The 20,498-nt window shown below is 58.3% G+C and carries 18 protein-coding genes and 1 pseudogene; 4 read left to right on the top strand and 15 right to left on the bottom strand.

The features are described 5' to 3' along the window. Positions 1-15 precede the first annotated feature (15 nt). Positions 16-1,254, bottom strand: coding sequence for an ROK family transcriptional regulator (locus tag NKJ40_RS12670; RefSeq protein ID WP_352466331.1), 1,239 nt, complete (start codon positions 1,252-1,254; stop codon positions 16-18). Between NKJ40_RS12670 and NKJ40_RS12675 the strand changes: the two are divergent. Next, positions 1,145-2,063: pseudogene (locus NKJ40_RS12675) on the top strand (aminotransferase class III-fold pyridoxal phosphate-dependent enzyme); the annotation flags it as partial. The gene NKJ40_RS12670 and the pseudogene NKJ40_RS12675 sit on opposite strands and share 110 nt — an antisense overlap. Here NKJ40_RS12675 and NKJ40_RS12680 read toward each other — a convergent pair. From NKJ40_RS12680 to NKJ40_RS12710, 7 genes are all read right to left on the bottom strand, one after another. Further along, positions 1,966-2,688: a hypothetical protein gene (locus NKJ40_RS12680; RefSeq protein WP_352466332.1), complete on the bottom strand. Its 723-nt coding sequence runs from the start codon at positions 2,686-2,688 to the stop codon at positions 1,966-1,968. The pseudogene NKJ40_RS12675 and the gene NKJ40_RS12680 overlap by 98 nt on opposite strands. 337 nt (positions 2,689-3,025) lie before the next feature. Continuing rightward, positions 3,026-3,550, bottom strand: a complete 525-nt coding sequence (locus NKJ40_RS12685; protein WP_023721587.1) for a hypothetical protein — start codon at positions 3,548-3,550, stop codon at positions 3,026-3,028. Between the two features lie 202 nt (positions 3,551-3,752). Beyond that, positions 3,753-4,154 (bottom strand): adenosylmethionine decarboxylase, encoded by a 402-nt coding sequence (gene speD, locus NKJ40_RS12690; RefSeq protein WP_084642945.1) that lies wholly within the window; start codon positions 4,152-4,154, stop codon positions 3,753-3,755. Between the two features lie 88 nt (positions 4,155-4,242). Then, complete coding sequence (locus tag NKJ40_RS12695; RefSeq protein ID WP_352466333.1) at positions 4,243-5,142, bottom strand: class I SAM-dependent methyltransferase; 900 nt, start codon at positions 5,140-5,142, stop codon at positions 4,243-4,245. A 36-nt stretch (positions 5,143-5,178) separates the two neighbouring features. Then, positions 5,179-5,850: a class I SAM-dependent methyltransferase gene (locus NKJ40_RS12700; RefSeq protein WP_352466334.1), complete on the bottom strand. Its 672-nt coding sequence runs from the start codon at positions 5,848-5,850 to the stop codon at positions 5,179-5,181. A gap of 10 nt (positions 5,851-5,860) precedes the next feature. Then, positions 5,861-6,985: an NAD(P)-dependent oxidoreductase gene (locus NKJ40_RS12705; protein ID WP_352466335.1), complete on the bottom strand. Its 1,125-nt coding sequence runs from the start codon at positions 6,983-6,985 to the stop codon at positions 5,861-5,863. 361 nt (positions 6,986-7,346) lie between these two features. Continuing rightward, positions 7,347-7,610, bottom strand: coding sequence for a hypothetical protein (locus NKJ40_RS12710; protein WP_031194737.1), 264 nt, complete (start codon positions 7,608-7,610; stop codon positions 7,347-7,349). 343 nt (positions 7,611-7,953) lie between these two features. Here NKJ40_RS12710 and metH point away from each other — a divergent pair, with 343 nt between their 5' ends. Continuing rightward, positions 7,954-11,763 (top strand): methionine synthase, encoded by a 3,810-nt coding sequence (gene metH, locus NKJ40_RS12715; protein ID WP_352466336.1) that lies wholly within the window; start codon positions 7,954-7,956, stop codon positions 11,761-11,763. 313 nt (positions 11,764-12,076) lie between these two features. On the opposite strand, the gene purU is transcribed toward metH, so the two are convergent. The 6 genes from purU to NKJ40_RS12745 all read right to left on the bottom strand — a co-directional run bounded on the left by purU (position 12,077) and on the right by NKJ40_RS12745 (position 16,572). Next, positions 12,077-12,961: a formyltetrahydrofolate deformylase gene (gene purU / locus NKJ40_RS12720; protein WP_031194740.1), complete on the bottom strand. Its 885-nt coding sequence runs from the start codon at positions 12,959-12,961 to the stop codon at positions 12,077-12,079. 10 nt (positions 12,962-12,971) lie between these two features. Then, a complete protein-coding gene (gene folD / locus NKJ40_RS12725; RefSeq protein WP_023721594.1) occupies positions 12,972-13,859 on the bottom strand; it encodes a bifunctional methylenetetrahydrofolate dehydrogenase/methenyltetrahydrofolate cyclohydrolase FolD in 888 nt (295 codons plus the stop codon). Positions 13,860-14,024: 165 nt separating this feature from the next. Next, positions 14,025-14,846 (bottom strand): 3-methyl-2-oxobutanoate hydroxymethyltransferase, encoded by an 822-nt coding sequence (locus tag NKJ40_RS12730; RefSeq protein WP_023721595.1) that lies wholly within the window; start codon positions 14,844-14,846, stop codon positions 14,025-14,027. Positions 14,847-14,891: 45 nt separating this feature from the next. Next, positions 14,892-15,197 carry a putative quinol monooxygenase gene (locus NKJ40_RS12735; protein ID WP_023721596.1) on the bottom strand — a complete coding sequence of 102 codons (306 nt, stop codon included), beginning with the start codon at positions 15,195-15,197 and terminating at the stop codon, positions 14,892-14,894. A 12-nt stretch (positions 15,198-15,209) separates the two neighbouring features. Then, the gene (locus NKJ40_RS12740; RefSeq protein ID WP_036245547.1) at positions 15,210-15,524 is read right to left on the bottom strand and encodes a MocE family 2Fe-2S type ferredoxin; all 315 of its coding nucleotides are present in this window, start codon (positions 15,522-15,524) and stop codon (positions 15,210-15,212) included. Positions 15,525-15,561: 37 nt separating this feature from the next. Beyond that, entirely contained in the window at positions 15,562-16,572 is a 1,011-nt protein-coding gene (locus NKJ40_RS12745; RefSeq protein ID WP_023721598.1) for a sterol desaturase family protein, read from the bottom strand. A gap of 339 nt (positions 16,573-16,911) precedes the next feature. On the opposite strand from NKJ40_RS12745, the gene NKJ40_RS12750 reads away from it, so the two are divergent. Both NKJ40_RS12750 and NKJ40_RS12755 read left to right on the top strand, forming a co-directional pair. Continuing rightward, entirely contained in the window at positions 16,912-18,150 is a 1,239-nt protein-coding gene (locus NKJ40_RS12750; protein WP_023721600.1) for an ROK family transcriptional regulator, read from the top strand. Positions 18,151-18,163: 13 nt separating this feature from the next. Next, on the top strand, positions 18,164-19,345 hold the full coding sequence (locus tag NKJ40_RS12755) for an NAD(P)/FAD-dependent oxidoreductase (protein ID WP_352466337.1): 1,182 nt from the start codon (positions 18,164-18,166) through the stop codon (positions 19,343-19,345). Positions 19,346-19,454: 109 nt separating this feature from the next. Here NKJ40_RS12755 and NKJ40_RS12760 read toward each other — a convergent pair whose 3' ends face one another. Next, positions 19,455-20,438, bottom strand: a complete 984-nt coding sequence (locus NKJ40_RS12760) for a Gfo/Idh/MocA family protein (RefSeq protein WP_023721602.1) — start codon at positions 20,436-20,438, stop codon at positions 19,455-19,457. Positions 20,439-20,498: the final 60 nt, after the last annotated feature.

The raw sequence follows: 20,498 nt of genomic DNA on the forward strand, positions 1-20,498 counted from the left end.
GGTCCTCAGGCTCGCTCATCTCGCGTTGGCTTTTCGTTCAAATCCGGCCGTGCTCTCAAAGTCGAAAAACTGCTGGATGGCCAGGGCTGCTGCCCCGCGTGACCACACATTGTTGTCCCAGTCGATTTCGACCGCTGGCGGTTTCTCAAACGAGGATTCTCTGACAGTGTTCACGAGGGGGTCGACGAGCGCAGGGCCGAAGCGGACCGCCTCGCCTCCAACGATGACAACTTCCGGATCGACCAGATCGATCATTGCGGTTACCCGACGCCCGATGTCACAACCGACTTCGCGCAGATACTCTAATGCGAGCCGGTCGCACTTCGCTGCGGCCTGCTGAAGGTCGACAGGGGTCTTGGGGGAGCGCTTGCGGATCTCCTGCCAAGCGCGGACTATCGCCGGTTCCGACAAGCGTCGATCCCAGCTCAGCCGCTCCTCGGTGGCGATCGAGCCGGCGTCTTCCTTGACCGGGAATCCGATCTCGCCAGCAGCGAAACGCGCACGGCGATGGATCTGACCGTTGAAGATAAACGCCGCCCCGACGCCGGTTCCAATGATCAGCACCAGCACTGAGTTGCGCCGACGCCCGTGGCCGAACAGCTGCTGAGCTATTGCGAATGCATTGACGTCGTTGTCGACCCAGACCGGCACACTGATGCGTGATGCAATAAGTGCCGCTATCGGCACGTCCCTCCAGTCGAAGCGCTGCGATACCAGGCAAATCCCTCTGTTCACGTCGATCAGCCCGGGCATCGCCATGCCAACACCGACAAGTTTCTGACGACCTTCGCGCCTATTCCGCAGGAGTGTGGAGACGCCCTTCTGGACCGCTGCAGCGACCGTGGCCGGCTCATGGTCAGCGAGCGGCAACTCGCAAGTGCCGATCGGTTGGGTGGAGAGGTCGGTGAGCGTACCCTCTAGCCGGTGCTGCGATAGCTTGAAGCCGATGGACCAATGCCTTGCGTAATTGATACTGAGCGGTATCGGGCGACGGCCGCCACTGCTTTGCGCGCTCTTGCCTTCAACAACGATGCCTTCCTCGATCAACTCGCCCGCAACGCCAGACACTGCGGCTGGGCTGAGGCCCGTCATCGCCGCTACTTCCATGCGGCTGAGCTCGCCCTCCCGCCGTAAACAATTGAGGATGAAGGCCTCGCTCAACGGCCGCCCGCGCGACAGGGATTGGATGGATGGCGCCGACGAGCTGGTGATCAAGCTGTCCTCGCCCGATCCTTTCCGCCGGCCGCAAGGCATGAGCCTTGCCGCCTTCACCGATTTCCTGGTCGAGCAGTTCCGCGACACGGTGGCCCGGGTCGGCGCCGACAGAATCGGCGCTTTCGTTGGTGAGCCCGTGCAGGCCTCGGGCGGTGTCATCGTGCCGCCCGACGGCTATCTCAAGCGCATCCGCGAGATCTGCCGCGACAACGACATCCTCTATGTCTCCGACGAGGTGGTGACGGGCTTCGGCCGGCTTGGCCATGTCTTCGCCTCGGGCGAGGTCTTCGGCATCGATCCCGATATGATCACTTTCGCCAAGGGCGTCACCTCGGGCTATTTTCCCGCTCGGCGGCGTCATCATCTCGGAACGGCTGCTGGAACAACTGCGCCGCTCGAACCATCCCGATGCGATGTTCGGTCATGGGCTGACCTACACCAGCCACCCCGTCGGCTGTGCGGTGGCGCTGAAAAACCTCGATTTGCTGGAAGAAAGCGTGCTTGCGCATACGCAGGCGGTCGCCCCCTATTTCCAGGCGCAGCTGAAGACGCTGGAAGAGTTGCCGCTGGTCGGCGAGGTGAGGGGCTTGGGACTGATGGGCTGTGTCGAATGCGTCGCCGACCGCGAAAGCAAGGACCCGCTGCAGCTCGACAAGGATGTCGGAAAACGTATCGATGCCCATTGCTATGAGCTCGGCCTCCTGGTGCGGCCGCTGATCAACATGTGCGTGATGTCGCCGCCACTGATCATCAGCCGAGAGCAGATCGACGACACGGTGGCGATCCTGCGCGAAGGCATTTCACGGACGATGGATGATCTACGCAAAGAGGGTGCTTGGCAGGGGTGAGGTGAGCTGTACAGGCGGCATCGAAGGCCGGCATGCCATAGCCCGGGCTTGCCCGCTCGATGACATCGAAACCGCCGAGACCCCAGGCATAGCCCAGCCAGCCCTGGTAGAGGGCACCTAGCTTGTTTCGGCGCGAAGAATCGTAGGTGAGCGCGATCGACGGCTCGATGCCATGGAAGTCCGAAAGGTCGATGCCAATGGCATAGCCCAGATTGCCGTTGCCAGAGTTCTTCGGCAGATCCACCTTCGGCGTGCCGATCGCCTCTGGATCGCCGCTTTCGGAGGTCGTCGTCGTCGCCAACGTCGTCGCGGCAGGCTCCTCGGGCGCGGCCTGGCTGTCGGTCGACTGATCTGTCGTTCCTACCTCGGCCGCCGCGTCGGGAGCCTCGGCCGCGGGCGCGGCATCTCCCGTGGCATTTGCCGCCGGCGTTGCACCAGCATCATCCGTACCGGAGGCTGTTCCCGAACTCAGCGCTGCCCCGCCATTACCAAAGCCGCCGTCCGATGGTGCGCCAACATCTGGCGAAGTCCCTTGCGCCTCCTGCGCAAAGGCCGCCATCCCTGCAGAGCTTCTAATATAAGAAACAAAAGATGTATCCGCGCCGAAGACGCCTGCGGCAAGCATTGCCGCACCAACAAGCAACTTGTTCATGATTCCCCCGAGCCCAAGTTGCTTATTTCTACTCAACATCCACCAAACGGGTACGACGCCAATTCGTCACAGAGGCAATATCCACAGGGAAATTTTCGAAAGGCACCAGTGGCACCCGTCAATCGTCTTCTGCTCAGCGAGTTAGGCAGCGTGAACAAAACTTTGCGATTGCCGCCTGCGAATCGCTGCGCTGCTCGGACTTCCCCTCCATCGTCGTATTTCAGGCGCGGCAGCAGCTGCCACCCTGCCGGCTAGAGCGCCGCTTACCGTGAAAGCCCCTGTTCGAGCTTTCCGAAGCGCACCAGATCGTTCAGCGCGGAACGGATTTGCGGCCAGGGGAATTCGGAGCATTCCTCCCAGCCTCGCCCTTACGCAATACAGCGTCGAGCTTGCCCGCCACACCAGCAAGAGTGGTGGCGGGGGGTCGTTGAGAACGCTTCCAGCAGATAGTCAGCCCGCTCACCTGTGGCGCCTTGTCACCACGGGCGAGACGGGCGCGCCGGTGCTCACGCGACACCGCAACGCTGGCGGGATGGATGGCATAGGCCTCGATGTCGCGCGCCCACAGCCAACGCGCCAGCCAAAAGCCGACGCCGGCCGCCTCACAGGTGACGGCGATGCGCTTGATCGTGTGCCCGGCTTCGTCGCGCCAGCGCTGCAGCAGCTTCAACAGTGATGGTGCGGCAGCATCGATCTTCTTGAGGGGCTGGCGCTTGAGACCCGGTACGAGCGCGGCGACGAGCCACTTCGCCTTGCTCATTTCGATGACGGCGATGACCGTGTTATCCTGTTCAAGAGCGGTAAGGGACCGGCTCGCGTCAAAAGACTGCGACATGGGGTGCCTCCTTCTGATGGTGGATCCAACAGCGCCTAAGGTGCCCCACTCTCGCCGCTCGCCCCATAGCGTCTACTCCCCACTTTTACGGTGATCGAGCAGCTCTGATCTTTCTTCGCCTTGGCGGCCGCCGGGATGCAGTGCCCGAAATCACGGGCGCCTGACGCACGAGATCGACGACGCGCGATTGATGAATCGAAAATTAGCGCTCAAGCCCCTTGAGCCAACGTTCGGAGTCGATCCGATCCGGTTGAGAGTATTGGTCGGCATTGTCGGCTCTGCCGCGGGCAAGCAAATACTCGACGACACGGATCGGCTTGAACTCTTCCTTCAGAACGGCAATAGCCTCTTTGGGGCGGGCCCGGCCACACATAACCACATCTAATGCCGCATAGCTGTGCTCTGGCCAAGTATGGATACTGATGTGAGATTCCGCCAATAACAGTACGCCTGAGACACCCTCGGGTGAAAACCGATGGAAGTTTGAAAAAAGTATAGTGGCTCCAGCGGACTGTGCGCTTTTCGTAATGGCTGTTTCGATAAAAGCGGGATTGCCAAACCTGTGCCGCCGAACAGATCGACAATATAATGGGCGCCAGCGCAGATCACGCCGTTAACTGAAACAAAGCTACCTGCACCGCCTTCGCGATTGTGCGACATGCTAAAAGCTCCAAAATATCGAAGGAGATCGCTCAGCTATTTTTCTGGCCGACCCAAACGAAAATGGCGTCGTAAAGTGGGTCCCGCTGTATCTCGATACGACGGCATTCCAGCGGGGTGAGCCCCGCATTCTTCATCGCGCTGGCTATCAGTTCGATGCTCAAATACGAATTGTCGTGCCCATCCTTCTGCGCAAATGACTGCCGCCTTGCCCAATCCGCTCCGATAGTTCGGCCCGTGGGTGCAAGGTGATCAGCGATGTGCTGGAAGCAATCGTCGTACGCGTCAGCTGTCCCCGAAATCGCTAGATTACCGAAGGCAGTGATCAAGTCGTATCGGTGGCTGTCCATCCAACTTGGCCACCGCTTCAGGCAGTCGAAAATCAAGAACTCGGCAAAGCGCTCGCGAAGCTGGTTGACCGAGTGATTGGATATTTTGAAATGATCGGCTACCCAACCGTAACACTCAGGAAGCGGTTGATTGCTCCGTACGAAGTTCGCTAGCACGCTAAGGGCTTCAGGCGCGATGTCGCAGCAAGAGAGGCGATTGACTCCCTTGGTTGGGAGATACCAGAACAGCGTCGAAGTTCCAGATCCCAGATCGAGAGCATTTCCCATAACGCCCCATTCCGCCATCGCCTTCAAAATATCCTCGGCCCCTTGGCCCTTGATGAAGGGGCCGGAGAAATACTCCGTCAGATAGGTCTCAAAATAAGCTCGGACGGACGGACGCATTGGAACCAACTGCAGGTCTTTCGTTCGAAAGGCATCACGGTCGTTCTGGAACCCTCGGCCGAGTTCCCACATAACCCCGGACGGGGGGAGCTGATCGTCCCGAATGTCGGTAGTTGCGCTGAGAAGAAAAATCATTCGGGCGTCGTTCGGCTGGTACCAGTTGCGTCCGTAGTCGCCGAACACCTTTTCAACCTTCAATCCAGCATCGACGCAGAGCGCCGTGAACTCGTCGACTCAGTAAGGCCTAAGTCGAATGGTCGTCTCGGTCTCGTCGATGGCCGTCTCAGTGTCACGAATGTGTCTGAACGACACGTCGACTGTGCCGTCACAATTGTGTTGCTGCATACGATGACGAGACAACGTGAGCCTGGCGGCTAGCGGGCGCGTCCACTCAAAGCGCCAACTGCCATCAGGGGCAGTAGGATCGAAATAGTCTGGCTGGAGGTAGGCCTGTTCTGGCCTGACCTTTGCGAAAGACGATAGGTCGATCATCAATGTCCCATCGTCCGAGAGGTGCCGTCGCAGCGCTTTGAGCGACTGCCGCGCCTGGGACAAGTCTACCAACAGCTGAAATGCCTCTCGGGGCACGAGGATAAGGTCGAACCGCTCTTCGAGGTCCAACGTCCGGAGATCCCGAACGAGTGCTGACACATTGTTGAAGCCGAGTTTTTCAGCCTTTTCTGTCAGCCGTTCGACCATAGCCGGTTCGTTGTCGACAGCGACTATCGAACATCCGCTTCGAGCCAAATTAAGCGCGTTACGCCCGACCCCACACGGAATCTCAAGGACCGAGCGCGTAGAACCACCAACAAGACTGGCGAGAAAAGCATGGTCTACAGTGTCCGTATATTCGACATCGTAGTACGCGGCCCGTTCTTTATATGATATCTTATGCCGCATCGCCATGGCCGCCCCCTCACGCGGATTTCTTGGCCAATGCCTCGATCAAGGCAAAGTCGCTAATCACGTGCGGATGGATGATCTCACCGTTTTCAACAAATTTGCCCTTTTGGGAAACCGAGTCCTGGAAATCCTTAAGGAAAATCGATTTGCCGAGACTAATAAGATAACGCGTATGGTTTGTGGTTGCCCCGATCGACGCCGTCTGATGCACGTGAGCTGGCATTACGGGATCCTTGTAGTGCCAAACGCCATGCACCTTATATGGTGCCGCGCCCATCCAGGTGAATGTATGGGCCGTCGGGATGTATCCTGCTCCATAGCCGCAAGTGACGTCGATGATCATCGAGCCTTCCTTCATCTTCTTGACGAGTTCGTCTGTGAGCATCGCTGGTGTATCGTAGGTCGAAATCAAAGTCGCTCCGATCACCAGGTCGGCGTCGGGTATCTCTCGCTCCAGGGCTTCTTGCGAGACAATCAGGCATTTGACGTTCGAGGGAACGGTCGCCTCAAATCGGCGGAGGCTTTCCTCGCGGTAGCCAAAGACAACAACTTCGTTTCCGAGACCTGCGGCTGTTCGAGCAGCTGCTGCGCCGACATTTCCATGCCCGATGACGACGACTTTCGGCGGCTTCATCCCCGGTAGGGAAGCCAGCATTATGCCGAGCCCTCCCTGCGTCGATAGCAGGTGATGGGCCCCAAAGAGCACAGCCAATTTCCCGCTGATCTCGCTATCGGGCGTCATGAGCGGAAACGAACCATCTGCGGCCTGAAAGTACTCATAGCTATAGGCTGTCACCCCATGCTCGCGCAGGTGGTGCGTTAGCTCGTAGTTTTCGCCTGGGTAAAAGTATGCGCCAATATGCAGCGGGCGGCACAGGTACCGCCGTTCGGCGACGCTCGGAAACTTATATTTCAAGAGGAATGGAGAAACTGTCCAAGCCTCGTCTGTTGAAACGATTTCGCCCCCTGCCGCCTTGTAGTCCCCATCAAACGCTCCCGAGGCGGCTCCGGCATCATGCTCAACGTAAACCTTAAAACCGGCCTCGACAAACTGTCGAACACCTTGCGGAAGCATGATAACCCGCTTCTCGTTGTCGCGGGTTTCTTTCAGGATAGAGACCGAGGGTTTATCCGTCATATTGGTACTCTTCATTTCGAGATTTTGTAGAAGTGTCGCGCTAGGCCCCTGACCTGCGTCCTGGTTAGATTCGAGCTGTTTCGTCGCGTTTTAGGAATAGCGTCAGCCGCACCAGCAGACTGAGAATTCCCACCTAACGCTGCGAAAGCGTTAGCGGACGATGCAGGGCTTTCATTCGGCAGGAGCCTGCAGCAGCGCTTCGTCTGATCTTCTCAACCTTCCGCATTCTCTTCCTCCCGAGCCCGCTCATAACGCTCAGCATTTCCTGACCGATCTCCGTCGCCTCGACGCTTGCGGTATGGGAAGCTCTGACCCGAGCTCTCGCCTGATATTCCCGCCCGCGGTCCCTTCACGTCCAACCTCAGACGGCGAGACAATGCCGACTATTGTGTTTCGCCCGATCGTCAATGAATTGCTTCAACTCGGCTCGCCACATAATCAGTCCCCGTGGCTCGGCATGGTACGCCTGCAGATCTTCAGCCATCTTCAGTTGCTCCGAGCAATTCAGGCGAATTGCCATCGTCATCTCCCTTGGTTTGCGGGCAATTGCCGTCACGATGGCTTCCCAAAGTTGATGTGCAAGTGACGTGCCATCCTGATGATGTAGCTCCGCGCTGATACTCAAGTTGGGCCGGCCGCCTTCTCCCCGCGCGCGTCTTCTTTTGTTGCTTTGAGGGCTTCGCACGAAATGCAAAACGTTCGACTATAATGCGTCCGTTCGATAGTGGACAGTTTGGGCCAAAGGCCACAATATTGTTTGCATCGGTCGAGACACATGGGAGCGGCGCCGGCTTGAGCGCTGCCGCCCAAGCCGCTTCGAGAGCATGCCGCTCATCCATCTCATCTGCTTTTGGACCGATTTTGACACAAAACTTTCTCTCCGGTGCGCGACACCCAGGCTGGAGCGCGTATGTTGACATAAAGATGTCTTTATGTGAATGGACACTACTGTCGTCTTGAGGATGAAAATGTCGCAGAATTCTGCATCGCTGGACGCATTGTTCGGCTCCGTCGCGGCAAAGCCCGACGAGTCGGAAGTGCTTGCGGCGCTGACGGCAGCGGCGCGTGAGCGCATCCTCATCCTCGACGGCGCCATGGGCACGCAGATCCAGGGGCTGGGTTTCGATGAAGATCATTTCCGTGGTGAGGCCTTCGCCGGCTGCGCCTGCCATCAGCAAGGCAACAACGATCTTCTGATCCTGACGCAGCCGAAGGCAATCGAGGAGATCCACTATCAATACGCCATCGCAGGCGCGGATATCCTCGAAACCAACACCTTCTCCTCGACGTCGATCACCCAGGCCGATTACGGCATGGAGGATGCCGTCTATGCGCTGAATCGCGATGGCGCGCGGCTGGTGCGGCGCGCCGCTGTTCGTGCCGAGCAGCAGGATGGCAAGCGCCGTTTCGTCGCCGGCGCGCTGGGGCCGACCAACCGCACCGCCTCGATGTCGCCCGACGTCAACAATCCCGGCTATCGCGCCGTGACCTTCGACGAATTGCGCCTCGCCTATGGCGAGCAGCTGCGCGGCCTGATCGATGGCGGCGTCGACATCATCCTGATCGAGACGATCTTCGACACGCTGAACGCCAAGGCGGCAATCTTCGCAGCAGAAGAGGTCTTCAATGAGAAGGGCGTGCGCCTGCCGGTGATGATTTCCGGCACCATCACCGATCTGTCCGGCCGCACGCTGTCCGGCCAGACGCCGACCGCCTTCTGGCATTCGGTGCGCCATGCCAGCCCCTTCACCATCGGCCTCAACTGCGCGCTCGGCGCCAATGCCATGCGCGAGCATCTGGCCGAGATATCAGGCGTCGCCAACACTTTTGTCTGCGCCTATCCAAATGCCGGCCTGCCCAATGAATTCGGCCGTTATGACGAGAGCCCGGAATTCATGGCCGCGCAGATCGAGGATTTCGCCCGCGAGGGGCTGGTCAATATCGTTGGCGGCTGCTGCGGTTCGACGCCTGAGCACATCCGCGCCATCGCAGAGGCGGTGCGGAAATATCCGCCGCGCACCATTCCCGACATCGTGCGCAAGATGCGCCTGTCCGGGTTGGAACCGTTCACGCTGACGGATGAGATTCCCTTCGTCAATGTCGGCGAGCGCACCAATGTCACCGGCTCAGCCAAGTTCCGCAAGCTGATCACGGCGGGCGACTATGTCGCCGCGCTCGACGTGGCGCGCGACCAAGTCGCCAATGGCGCGCAGATCATCGACATCAACATGGACGAGGGACTGATCGATTCGAAGAGGGCGATGGTGGAGTACCTCAACCTGATCGCCGCCGAGCCGGACATCGCCCGTGTTCCTGTCATGGTCGACAGTTCCAAATGGGAGATCATCGAAGCCGGCCTGAAATGCGTGCAGGGCAAGCCGCTGGTCAACTCCATCTCTATGAAGGAAGGCGAGGCGGCATTCCTGCATCATGCCAGACTCGTGCGCGCCTATGGCGCGGCGGTGGTCGTCATGGCCTTCGACGAGGACGGCCAGGCCGACACCAAAGCGCGCAAGGTCGAAATCTGCACCCGCGCCTACAAGCTTTTGACCGAACAGGCCGGCTTCCCGCCCGAGGATATCGTCTTCGACCCCAATGTCTTCGCCATTGCCACCGGCATCGAGGAGCACGACAATTACGGCATCGACTTCATCGAGGCGACGGGAGAGATCACCGGGACGCTGCCGCATGTCCATATCTCAGGCGGCGTGTCGAACCTGTCCTTCTCGTTCAGGGGCAACGAGCCGGTGCGCGAGGCCATGCATGCGGTGTTGCTTTACCATGCTATCCAGGCGGGCATGGACATGGGCATCGTCAACGCCGGACAGCTTGCCGTCTACGAATCCATCGATCCCGACCTGCGCGAAGCCTGCGAGGATGTCGTCAACAACCGTCAACCGAAAGGCGGCGGCACCGCCACCGAACGCATGCTGGAGATCGCCGAACGCTTCAAGGGCACGGCGGGCCAGGAAGCCAAGGAGCGCGACCTCGCCTGGCGCGAATTGCCAGTTGCGCAGCGGATCAGCCATGCGCTGGTCAACGGCATCACCGAATTCATCGATGCCGACACCGAGGAAGCGCGGCTGGCCGCCGAGCGCCCGCTGCATGTCATCGAAGGCCCGCTGATGGCCGGCATGAACGTCGTCGGCGACTTGTTCGGCGCCGGCAAGATGTTCCTACCGCAAGTGGTGAAATCGGCGCGGGTGATGAAACAGGCGGTGGCCGGCTTGCTGCCGCATATGGAGGCCGAGAAGCTGGCCAATACCGCCAATGGCATCGACAATGGCGAACGCCAGACGGCGGGCAAGATCCTGATGGCGACGGTGAAGGGCGATGTCCACGACATCGGCAAGAACATCGTCGGCGTCGTGCTGGCCTGCAACAATTACGAGATCATCGATCTCGGCGTCATGGTGCCGGCGGCAAAAATCCTGCAGACGGCGCGAGAGCAAAATGTCGACATCATCGGCCTGTCCGGCCTGATCACGCCCTCGCTCGACGAGATGGCGCACATGGCCGCCGAGATGGAGCGCGAAGGCTTTGACATTCCGCTTTTGATCGGCGGCGCGACGACCAGCCGCGTGCACACGGCGGTCAAGATCCACCCGCGCTATGCGAAAGGCCAGACCGTCTACGTCACCGACGCCAGCCGGGCGGTCGGCGTGGTGTCGTCCTTGCTGTCGAATGACAGCAAGGCGAAGTATGTCGACACGTTGCGCGCCGAATACAAGAAAGTCGCCGACGCGCATGCCCGGTCCGAAGCCGACAAGCAGCGGCTGCCGCTGGCCAAGGCGAGGGCCAATGCGCATCGGATCGATTGGTCTGAATATGAGCCGCCGAAGCCGTCCTTCACAGGTGTGAAGGTCTTCGAGAACTGGGATCTCACGGAACTCGCGCGCTACATCGACTGGACGCCGTTCTTCCAGACCTGGGAGCTGAAAGGGCGCTATCCCAAGATCCTCGAAGACGAAGCGCAAGGACCCGCCGCGCGCCAGCTGTTCGAGGATGCGCAGGCGATGCTGAAGCAGATCATCGCCGAAAAATGGTTTGCGCCACGCGGCGTCATCGGCTTCTGGCCGGCCAATGCCACCGGCGACGATATCAGGCTGTTCACGGATGAGGGGCGATCGCAGGAGCTGGCGACCTTCTTCACGCTGCGCCAACAACTGACCAAGCGCGACGGCAAGGCCAATGTCGCATTGTCGGATTTCGTCGCGCCGGTGGACAGCGGAAAGCCCGACTACATCGGCGGCTTCATCGTCACGGCCGGCATCGAGGAGGTGGCGATCGCCGAACGATTTGAGAGGGCCAATGACGACTATTCGTCGATCATGGTCAAGGCGCTGGCCGACCGCGTCGCTGAGGCCTTCGCCGAGCGCATGCACGAGAAGGTGCGCAAGGAGTTCTGGGGCTATGCGGTCGACGAAAAGCTGGCGCCGGACGAGCTGATCGGCGAGCCCTATCGCGGCATCCGCCCGGCGCCCGGTTATCCCGCCCAGCCCGACCACACCGAGAAGGCCACACTGTTCCGGCTGCTCGACAGCGAGCGCAATGCCGGGGTGAGCCTGACCGAAAGCTATGCGATGTGGCCCGGCTCGTCTGTGTCGGGGATCTATCTGTCGCATACCGAAAGCTATTATTTCGGCGTCGCCAAGGTCGAACGCGACCAGGTTGAGGACTATGCACGCCGCAAGGACATGCCGCTCGCGGAAGTGGAGCGCTGGCTCGGACCCATTCTCAACTATGTGCCAGCGCACTATGCCGAGGCTGCGGAGTAGTGGCGGCAAGCTCTGCCGTCTTACGCTCCGAGCCGCAACTGCCGTTTCTGTATCATGGAAATGAGGTCCCGGATAAACGCTCAGGTCATAGGAATGTCAGCTGAGGCACAATTTCCATTCACGCGTTTCCGGCCGCCTCAGCGATGGCCATATCCCTCGCGCGCAGGAAGACGCTCTCCATCCGCCAGTGCTCGTTGGTGTAGCGGGGGTCGTGTGCCCATTCGTCCCAGCCATGATTGCGGCGGAATTCGCCGAGCAGGCCGGAAGCTGCAAATGACCTTTCCGAAAAGTTTGCGACAGAACCTTTCTATCGCTACCCCATTCGTTCTGAGGCGAACGAACCGGGTGATGGTGGAAATACAACCGTCTTGTTCCCGTTTAGGAAAACTCGGCCATGGATGTGGGCGTGTATCGCCCGTGCCAAGGCCTGTGCTTCAACGTCACGACCCAAGCTGACGTAATCCTCATTGGACTGCGCATGTGTCACCCGAATGATGTCTTGCTCAATGATCGGCCCCTCATCTAGATCGGCAGTGACGTAATGAGAGGTCGCGCCGATCAATTTCACTCCGCGTTCATACGCTTGCTTGTAGGGATTGGCGCCCTTGAACGAAGGAAGAAACGAATGGTGGATGTTGATAATGCGGCCGGACATCTTCCGACATATTTCATCCGAGAGAACCTGCATGTAGCGAGCTAGAACGATCAGCTCGGCCTTGGTCTCGGTCACTACAAGCATCTGCTGGGCTTCCGCTTCGGCTTTATTTTCCTTCGTTACCATGATGCAGTGAAACGGAATGTCGTGATTCACCACGACCTTTTGATATTCCATGTGATTGGAGATCACCGCCACGATATCGATCGGGAGAGCGCCAATGCGCCAACGGTAGAGGAGATCGTTGAGGCAGTGGCCGAAGCGAGAGACCATGACGATAACTCTTCGCTTCACGGCCTCGTCAAAGAATTCTGAATCCATCGCGAAGCGCGATGCGATTGGATCGAAGCCGACGCGGAGCTCGTCCAGGTTTCGCCCACCTTCAGACCGGAAGCTCACTCTCATAAAGAAGTTGCCAGTATCAACATCGTCAAACTGCGCACTGTCCGTGATGTTGCAAGTTTGATCAGCGAGAAAGCTGGAGATCGCAGCCACTATGCCCCTGGTGGAACGACATTTCACGCGAAGTGCAAATTTCGACATTGTTCGTTCCTCAGTTGTTTCGCGCCGCCAAGGTGTGACGGAATGCGGAAAGGGTATTCGCGAGCAAACACGCGATTGTCATCGGACCCACGCCGCCTGGGACAGGTGTAATCGCTTGAACGTGAGCAGCCTCTGCAAATGCGACATCGCCAACAAGGCGCGGCTTTCCGCCTTGGGTCACCCGATTGATACCTATGTCGACGACAACCGCGCCTGGCTTGATCCAATCACCTCGGATCATTTCTGCGCGTCCGACCGCGGCGACTAGAATGTCGGCCATCCTGCAGAGAGCCGGAAGTTCGCGGGTCCGCGAATGAGCGACTGTTACAGTGCAATTCTCAGCCAGCAACAGTTGGGCCATTGGTTTGCCGACGATATTGCTTCGTCCAACTATGATCGCGTGGAGACCAGCTAAATCGCCGAGACGATGCTTCAGGAGCAATAGGCAGCCGCGAGGAGTGCACGGAACGAACCCTTCTTGGCCGGTCGCCAGCCTGCCGGCATTCTGGACATGAAACCCGTCGACGTCTTTGGTCGGATCAATCGCGTTGAGAACCATGTTCGGATCAATCTGAGACGGCAATGGTAGCTGTACCAAAATGCCATGCACAGAAGGGTCCTGATTCAATTCATTAACGATTGACAACAGGTCGTCCTGATTGGTGTCGGCTGGAAGTTTGTGTTCAAAGGACGCCATACCCACCGCAAGCGTCTGACGGTGTTTGTATGCGACATAGACAGCACTCGCTGGGTCTTCTCCCACTAAGATCACTGCCAAGCCCGGCACTTTTCCGGTTGCCGATCTCAGCGCAGCTACATCGGCGGCAATCTGCGTGGTAAGGGTGTTTGCGACTGCTTTTCCGTCGATGAGCTTGCTGGGTTGAATGCCAACGGTCATGATTTTGCCTTTCGGTCTCGCGGGCGTCGAAGAATGCTGGACGCCGTGCCGGTACGACCAGCGCGGCTGCGATGGAAATCCCTGCGGACCGAGGGACAATTAGTCTATCTCAACTGAGAATAGATCGAAAAAGTGGATACTGATATTGAGACGGAGCAAGTCTCACTATCGAGATCCCAAGTGACTAAGAAAGGTTTCAAATTCAGCCTCCGGGATCGCCGCAGTGTGTTCGGGTCCGGGATAGGCACCGGAATAGATGTCAGCCCGGAATTCCCGGAATGCCGCGACGCGTTCACTATTCAGTCGGTCGAACTCGGCCTTGAAGTTGCGATACGCCTTGGCGTGGCGCGGAAGGCGGTTCCGGCCGTAGCCGAGCACGTCCTCTGCGAACAGGTACTGGACATCGCCACCTGAGCCCGAACCGAGGCTGAAGTAGATCATCGATGTGTTTTTGGCGAAGAACTCGGCTATCCGGCCGGGAACGACCTCAAGCTCAACAGCGAAACAACCGATTTCCTCGAGCCGTTTTAGTCGCTTCCACATCGTCAGCGCCTCTGATGCGGTCTTTCCGACAGCGCGCCAGCCGGTCCAGGTAACGTAAGATGGAATAAGGCCCACATGAGCGACAATCGGAATGTGATTTTCGCACATTGTCCTCTGGATATCGAAAGAAGCGGCACAATAGAAACAATCGCCCCCAATCGCTGTGTAGCGGTAAGCCGCCTCCAGGAATTGCTCGGCGCTGACCAGCAGCTTTCCGTCCACGGTTCCTTTCGTTGGCGGCGTCAGGCCGATCTGCACGAAGCACGCCCCCGCCGCCTCACGCATTTCGGGGGTGAAGTCCTTTGCCTCGATTGACAGGAGATCGATCCCCGCAGCGGCGGCGGCGGCGGCTTCCTCCGTGCTGGTGACATAGAGCATCGAAAGCTTTTCGCCCCGTCGCTTCTTCGCGCGTATGTCTTCGACGTGAGGTCTGTTGTGGTACATGATCGTGGGTCTCCGCGAAATGCGACTCCCTTTAATGAGTCTCGCTTACTCAACGGGTATCAGGAAGGTCAGGACTGAACCGGCACCCTGAACGAGGGTCCCAAGCTTGGCGTTCAATCGAGCGTTCTCGGGTGCGGAAAGGTGCGTCTCGAAGGCCGCCTGGTCCGCGTAGACCTCGTAGACGACAAACTTGTCTGGTCGACCGTCGACTTGGCGGCAGGCAAACGCTCGGTTCCCAGGTTCTTGCCGAACAATGCGCCCGTAGTCGCATAGCAAGCCGCGGACCTTTTCAACCGTCTCCGGAAGAGCCGTGACTTCCGCGATTACGGCTTTCGCGTTGATGTCGGTCAACGGATGGTCTCCTCAGACATCGATTATCACGCGGCCGCCTTCGACCTTAACGGCGTAGGTGCGCAGGTTATCGCAGGCGGGAGGCGTCTCGACCTCGCCGGTTGTGAAGTCGAAGACCGAGGCATGCTTGGGGCATTCCACCGTATTCTCCATCACCAACCCGTCGGCGAGGTGGATATTCTCGTGGGTACAAAGCCCGTCCGTGCAGTAATACTGGTCCTGATGATTCCGGAAGATTGCGAACGTCTTACCTGCATGGTCGAACCGTAGGCCGCCTTCCTCTTCCAGGTCGTCGGCTCCACAAACGTCAATCCAAGGCATCGTCACTCTCGCTAGATTTTGAGGCAACAGGGTTCGAGCGGGTTCAGGCCGATTTGTCCTTGAGGCGCTCTTTCTTGGCGCGGAAACGCGCCTTCATCCGTTCGTCAGATTCCTTCGACCCGTCGTGATAGGTGCCGAACATCCGGTCCACGGGGACGAGCCCCTCGCCTCCGTAATTCACCTCGAAATACTTATGGTGGAGGTAGTGCATATAGGCGTGGGTATCGAACCCCTGCTCATCGCTGGTCTCAACCGTGTCGAAACCGATGTGCCCAGGCACGGCGCCGAAACCCGCGAAGTGTAGCTGGTAGAGTGCAATGACGGGGTTTGAGGGGATAACGAAGTGCCAGAAAACCACCCCGAAATAGAGCAAGTGCTCAATGGGATGCATCGATAGCGATGACCACGGGCTGGGATTTATGGAGTTGTGGTGCACCGAATGGACGTATTTGTAGAGCACTGGGACGTGGATCAGCCGGTGGATGCAATAGAAGTGGAAGTCGTGAATTATTGGCACCACGACAGCCACGACCCCGAGCCACACAGGGTGCTCGGCGAAGTTGAGCCAGGGTATGTATCCATTCGCGGAACTCCACAGCATCAAGACCTGCAGGCACGTCCATATCGGTACACCGATCAGCAGCGACCGCAGCATATTGTCGAGGGTCTGCTTATTGAACCAAAATACATTTGATTGCTGATCCGCCGGGAACTTGTGGTTGTACTTAAATCGGTTCCCCTGCCGACGGCGAACGTAAAGCGGCAACTCCCAGCTTTGGTACCAGAGAAAGGCCAGGATGAGGTTCACCGCCAGCATTTTCAGCGACCAACCCCATGCAAAGTTCTGCAGGACTGCGGCGTCAGGGACAACCAGCTGCCAGTAGGCGAGTGCCGAGACCATGAACAGCAGGTTGTACGGAAAGAAGTAAGATGGAAGCCACTTCAGAAGCTTCTTTGGATTGGGAGGGAAGAGCCATATTGGCGCCGGCTCCAACAGCTCGTTGGGAGCCCAATCGCCGCGCTTGCTGCGCGTTCCAAACTTAAGATCGTCCATCGGATGCTCCTTTCGATCTCGCCCCGAAAGGCCCGATCGGCCTACAACATGCCAATATTCCAACAAATGGTCAATAACTAAATCCGGTTGATTTACAAAAAAAATCATGCCAGATTTCGGCCGTCGATCCTACGGCAAGCTGACGGGTGGAAGACGAAGCACTACGACCGCATTCACGCGCTCAAAGGGAGCCTCAATTGGGATATCAGACGCGGCGGGCACTGGCGCGATGGCATCGCGGGCGTTCTGGACGTCAAGACCGGCCAGCAGTAACGAGAAGGGCGCCATGATAACCGGCGTTTCCGATCTTAACGCCCCTGAAAACGCGAGCTGTATCTAATGTCAGTCGACAGCACCTTCAACGCATTCGTAGGCAACGCGACGCACCGTGGCGGCAACCAGATAGGTGTCAAACACTACAATGAGCGCTTAATCCTTAGTCTGATCCAGGAGGCTGGCGCGCTTTCCAAGGCCGAGATCGCGCGCATTACACATTTGTCCTCGCAAACGGTCACGATTATCGTAAATCGCCTCCTCAAGGAAGGATACCTGCGGAAGAAGGACGTAATCCGCGGCCGGATTGGTCAGCCTTCTACTCCGATCGAGATTGCACCGGATGGAGCGATTTCGATCGGGGTCAAGATTGGCCGCCGCTCCTTGGATCTGCTGGCTCTATCGTTCGACCGCCGGGTGATTGCTAAGAAAAGCTTTGCCTACGATGCCCTCGACGCGGACGTCGTCTCGGGCCTGATGGGAACAGCGTTCGACAGCCTGAAGGATGATTTGAGCCGCGTCCAGAAATCCAGACTCGTGGGCGTAGGTATTGCTGCTCCAACGGCGATCGAGTCTGGCATAGCCGTCATCGGTGATCCTGGCGGTGCATCCCCACGCTGGCGGGAGGCCGACATGGTCGCCAGGGTCGAAGAAACCTCCGGCTTGAGCGCCGTGGTGCTCAATGACGCTGACGCTGCTTGCTTGGCTGAGATTGATTTCCGGAGAGAGAACCGGAATCGGTCAATCGTATACTTTTACATCAGCACCTTGATTGGCGGCAGTGTTGTTTTGGAGGGCAATCTAATTACCGGCCACACCGGCAACGCGGGCGCGGTGGGTGCAATCCCTCTTAAACTTGGATCGCACAATAGGAGTCCAGCGCCCGCGCGGTTGAGTCAAGCCGCCTCCCTCAATCGGTTGGAGGTCCTTGCGGCGCAGCACAAATTGCCAATGAAGACGTTCCGTGAAGATGGTGGATCCGTCGCCAAGCTTGATGAACCGGCACTTGCCTGTTTCGATGAGTGGTGCGATCTGGCGGCGGATGCACTTGCTTTTGCGGCCATCTCTGGCACGAGCTTCATCGAAGCCGATAGTGTCGTTGTTGACGGCGTCCTCTTGCGACCTCTCCTCGATCGTCTCATCGTGAGCGTCCGGGAACGAGTGGCAGGCTACGATCTGGAGGGCATCATCATTCCTGAGTTCCGTGTGGGCTCGATCGGGTTTAACGCCCGCGCGATTGGCGCTGCTCTGGTTCCATTGAACGAACAGTTTGCGCCAGACAACAAAGTCGTTCTCAAGAGCTGAAGTGAAGGACCGCATGGCAGAGATAGCTATTGTCGGCGCCGGAGAATGCGGTGTCCGCGCCGCATTCACGTTGCGGGAACTTGGTTTTCAAGGGTCGGTAACGTTGCTGACTGCAGAGAAAGCTCTGCCATATGAACGACCGCCGTTATCCAAGACGATGCTAGCCAATCCCAAGGCCATTCGTGCCGAAGATGCCTATCCCGGAGCAGGGATCGAACTCCGACGTGGTGCGCTGGTCGAGTCTCTGGTGCCTGAGAGGCGGGAGATTCACCTCGCCGATGGCACGCTCTTGACGTATGATCAGTTGCTCCTTGCGACGGGAGCCCGTGCCAGATTGTTTCCTGGCCTTGAAGGCTGTCTCACACTACGAACCGATGTGCAGGCGCGGCGCATTATGCTGGAGTTCAGCAGCAATGCGCGCATCGGGGTCATTGGTGGCGGATTCATTGGCCTTGAACTCGCCGCGACTGCGCGGCAGGCAGGTGCCGAGGTTACGGTGATCGAGACCGCACCGCGCATTCTCGGACGCGCCGTGCCCGGGGCGATCGCCCAAATCGTTCACGCGCGGCACGAAACCGCAGGGGTCAAGATTCTGACTGGTACTGTCGTCACCGAGGCTGGAACGAACCGCATTGTGCTGGCCAACGGGATTGAACTGGAGTTCGACGCCGTTATCGCTGGCGTCGGGGCGATCCCTAATACCGAGCTCGCCGAAAAGGCCGGTCTGCTCGTGGATAACGGGATTGTTGTCGACAGCGCATTCCGAACCTCCGAACCCAATATCTTCGCCGCAGGCGACTGCTGCAATTTCGAGTGGCGAGGAGCCCGTATGCGACTTGAAAGCTGGAAGGCCGCACAGGACCAGGGTGCCCATGCCGCAGCAGCCATGCTCGGTGCCAGTGGAGAGTACCAGAAAGTCCCGTGGTTTTGGTCGGATCAGTTCGATCTGACTCTGCAGGTCGCAGGGCAGTTCGATCTAACCCGGGATATACATCACCGCGCAGCCTCCGGTGGGGTCCGCATCGTCTTTCAGTGCGATCAAGATGCCCGGGTCTCAGCGGCCGCCGCAATAGGACAGGGGAACACGGTCGCGAGGGACATGAGTGTTCTCGAGAAGCTCATCGAGCGCGGAACTGTGGTTGCGGCCAGTTCGCTGATAGACCCTGACTTTAGGATCAAGGGCTTGCTCAAGTAATCAAGTAATAAAGCCGCCGGAGGTCTACCAGCCCAAGCCAAGGTGCGGTCCGCGGCCGTCGTCGCGGCATCCGCTCCAGCACTTCTCGACCGAAATCAACTAAAATGCTCTATTCGTTCGGATAGCGCAGTCCGATTTGCGCCCTGATCGTATCAAGTGATTGCATTATCGACACGGTCTCGTTAGCAGGCATGATCTCACCGGACAATTTTCCAGCCGTCACAAGCCTCTCCATTTCGGCAGCTTCATATTGCATGCCACGTCCTGCTACCGACGACGAATACTCTTCTATCACCCTGTCATTCTTGTCGATGTGGCGAAATGAAGTTGGCGAATACCAGGTAGATGCAATCTCAACTCTCCCCTCGGTGCCGAGGATCGATGCAACATTGGGTCCGGTGTTGTCGAGACTGGAGATGGTGGTAGACAAAGCCCCGCCGGCGTGTTGGAAGATAGTTGCTACCTCAGCGTCCACTCCTGTCTCCTTAATCCGAGCCATCGAAACGATGTGTTCAGGCTCTCCGAGCACGTCAAAGGCGAACGAAATGGGGTAAATGGCGAGATCAAGCAGGGCGCCTCCGCCGAGTTCCAGAGCGTTGAGCCGATGATTGGGATCGCCAGGAAGGTCACGAGTATGATCGGCGATCACCGAATAGATCTTTCCAAGCACTCCTGATGCGATGATCTCCCGGATGCGCACCATATGAGGAAGGAAGCGCGTCCACATCGCCTCCATCACGACCAGGTTTTTCGCAGAGGCGAAATCAACGACATTGCGCGCTTCCCGTGCATTGATCGTGAATGGCTTTTCGATAAGCACGTGCTTGCCGGCGGTCAGCGCCTTAAGCGCGTTGTCGGCGTGCATCGGATGGGGTGTAGCCACATAGATAATATCGACCTCCGGGTCCGACAAAAGGTCCTTGTAGCTGGCGTGCGCGTTGGGAATACTGAAACGATTGGCGAACTTGTCGGCTCCTGCCTGTGTTCGAGAGCCGACAGCCGAGACACGATGACCGGCAAGCTGCAAATCCTGGACAAAGAGATCAGCAATCCAGCCGGTCGCTAGAATCCCCCAACGCAATTCGGCGTTCATTATCTTACCTCAAGGCTCGACTGTGAATTCAACTTTGTAGGTGTCACGCTGCATGAGATA

It is taken from the genome of Mesorhizobium sp. M0119 (assembly GCF_040322615.1).
Lineage (GTDB): Bacteria > Pseudomonadota > Alphaproteobacteria > Rhizobiales > Rhizobiaceae > Mesorhizobium.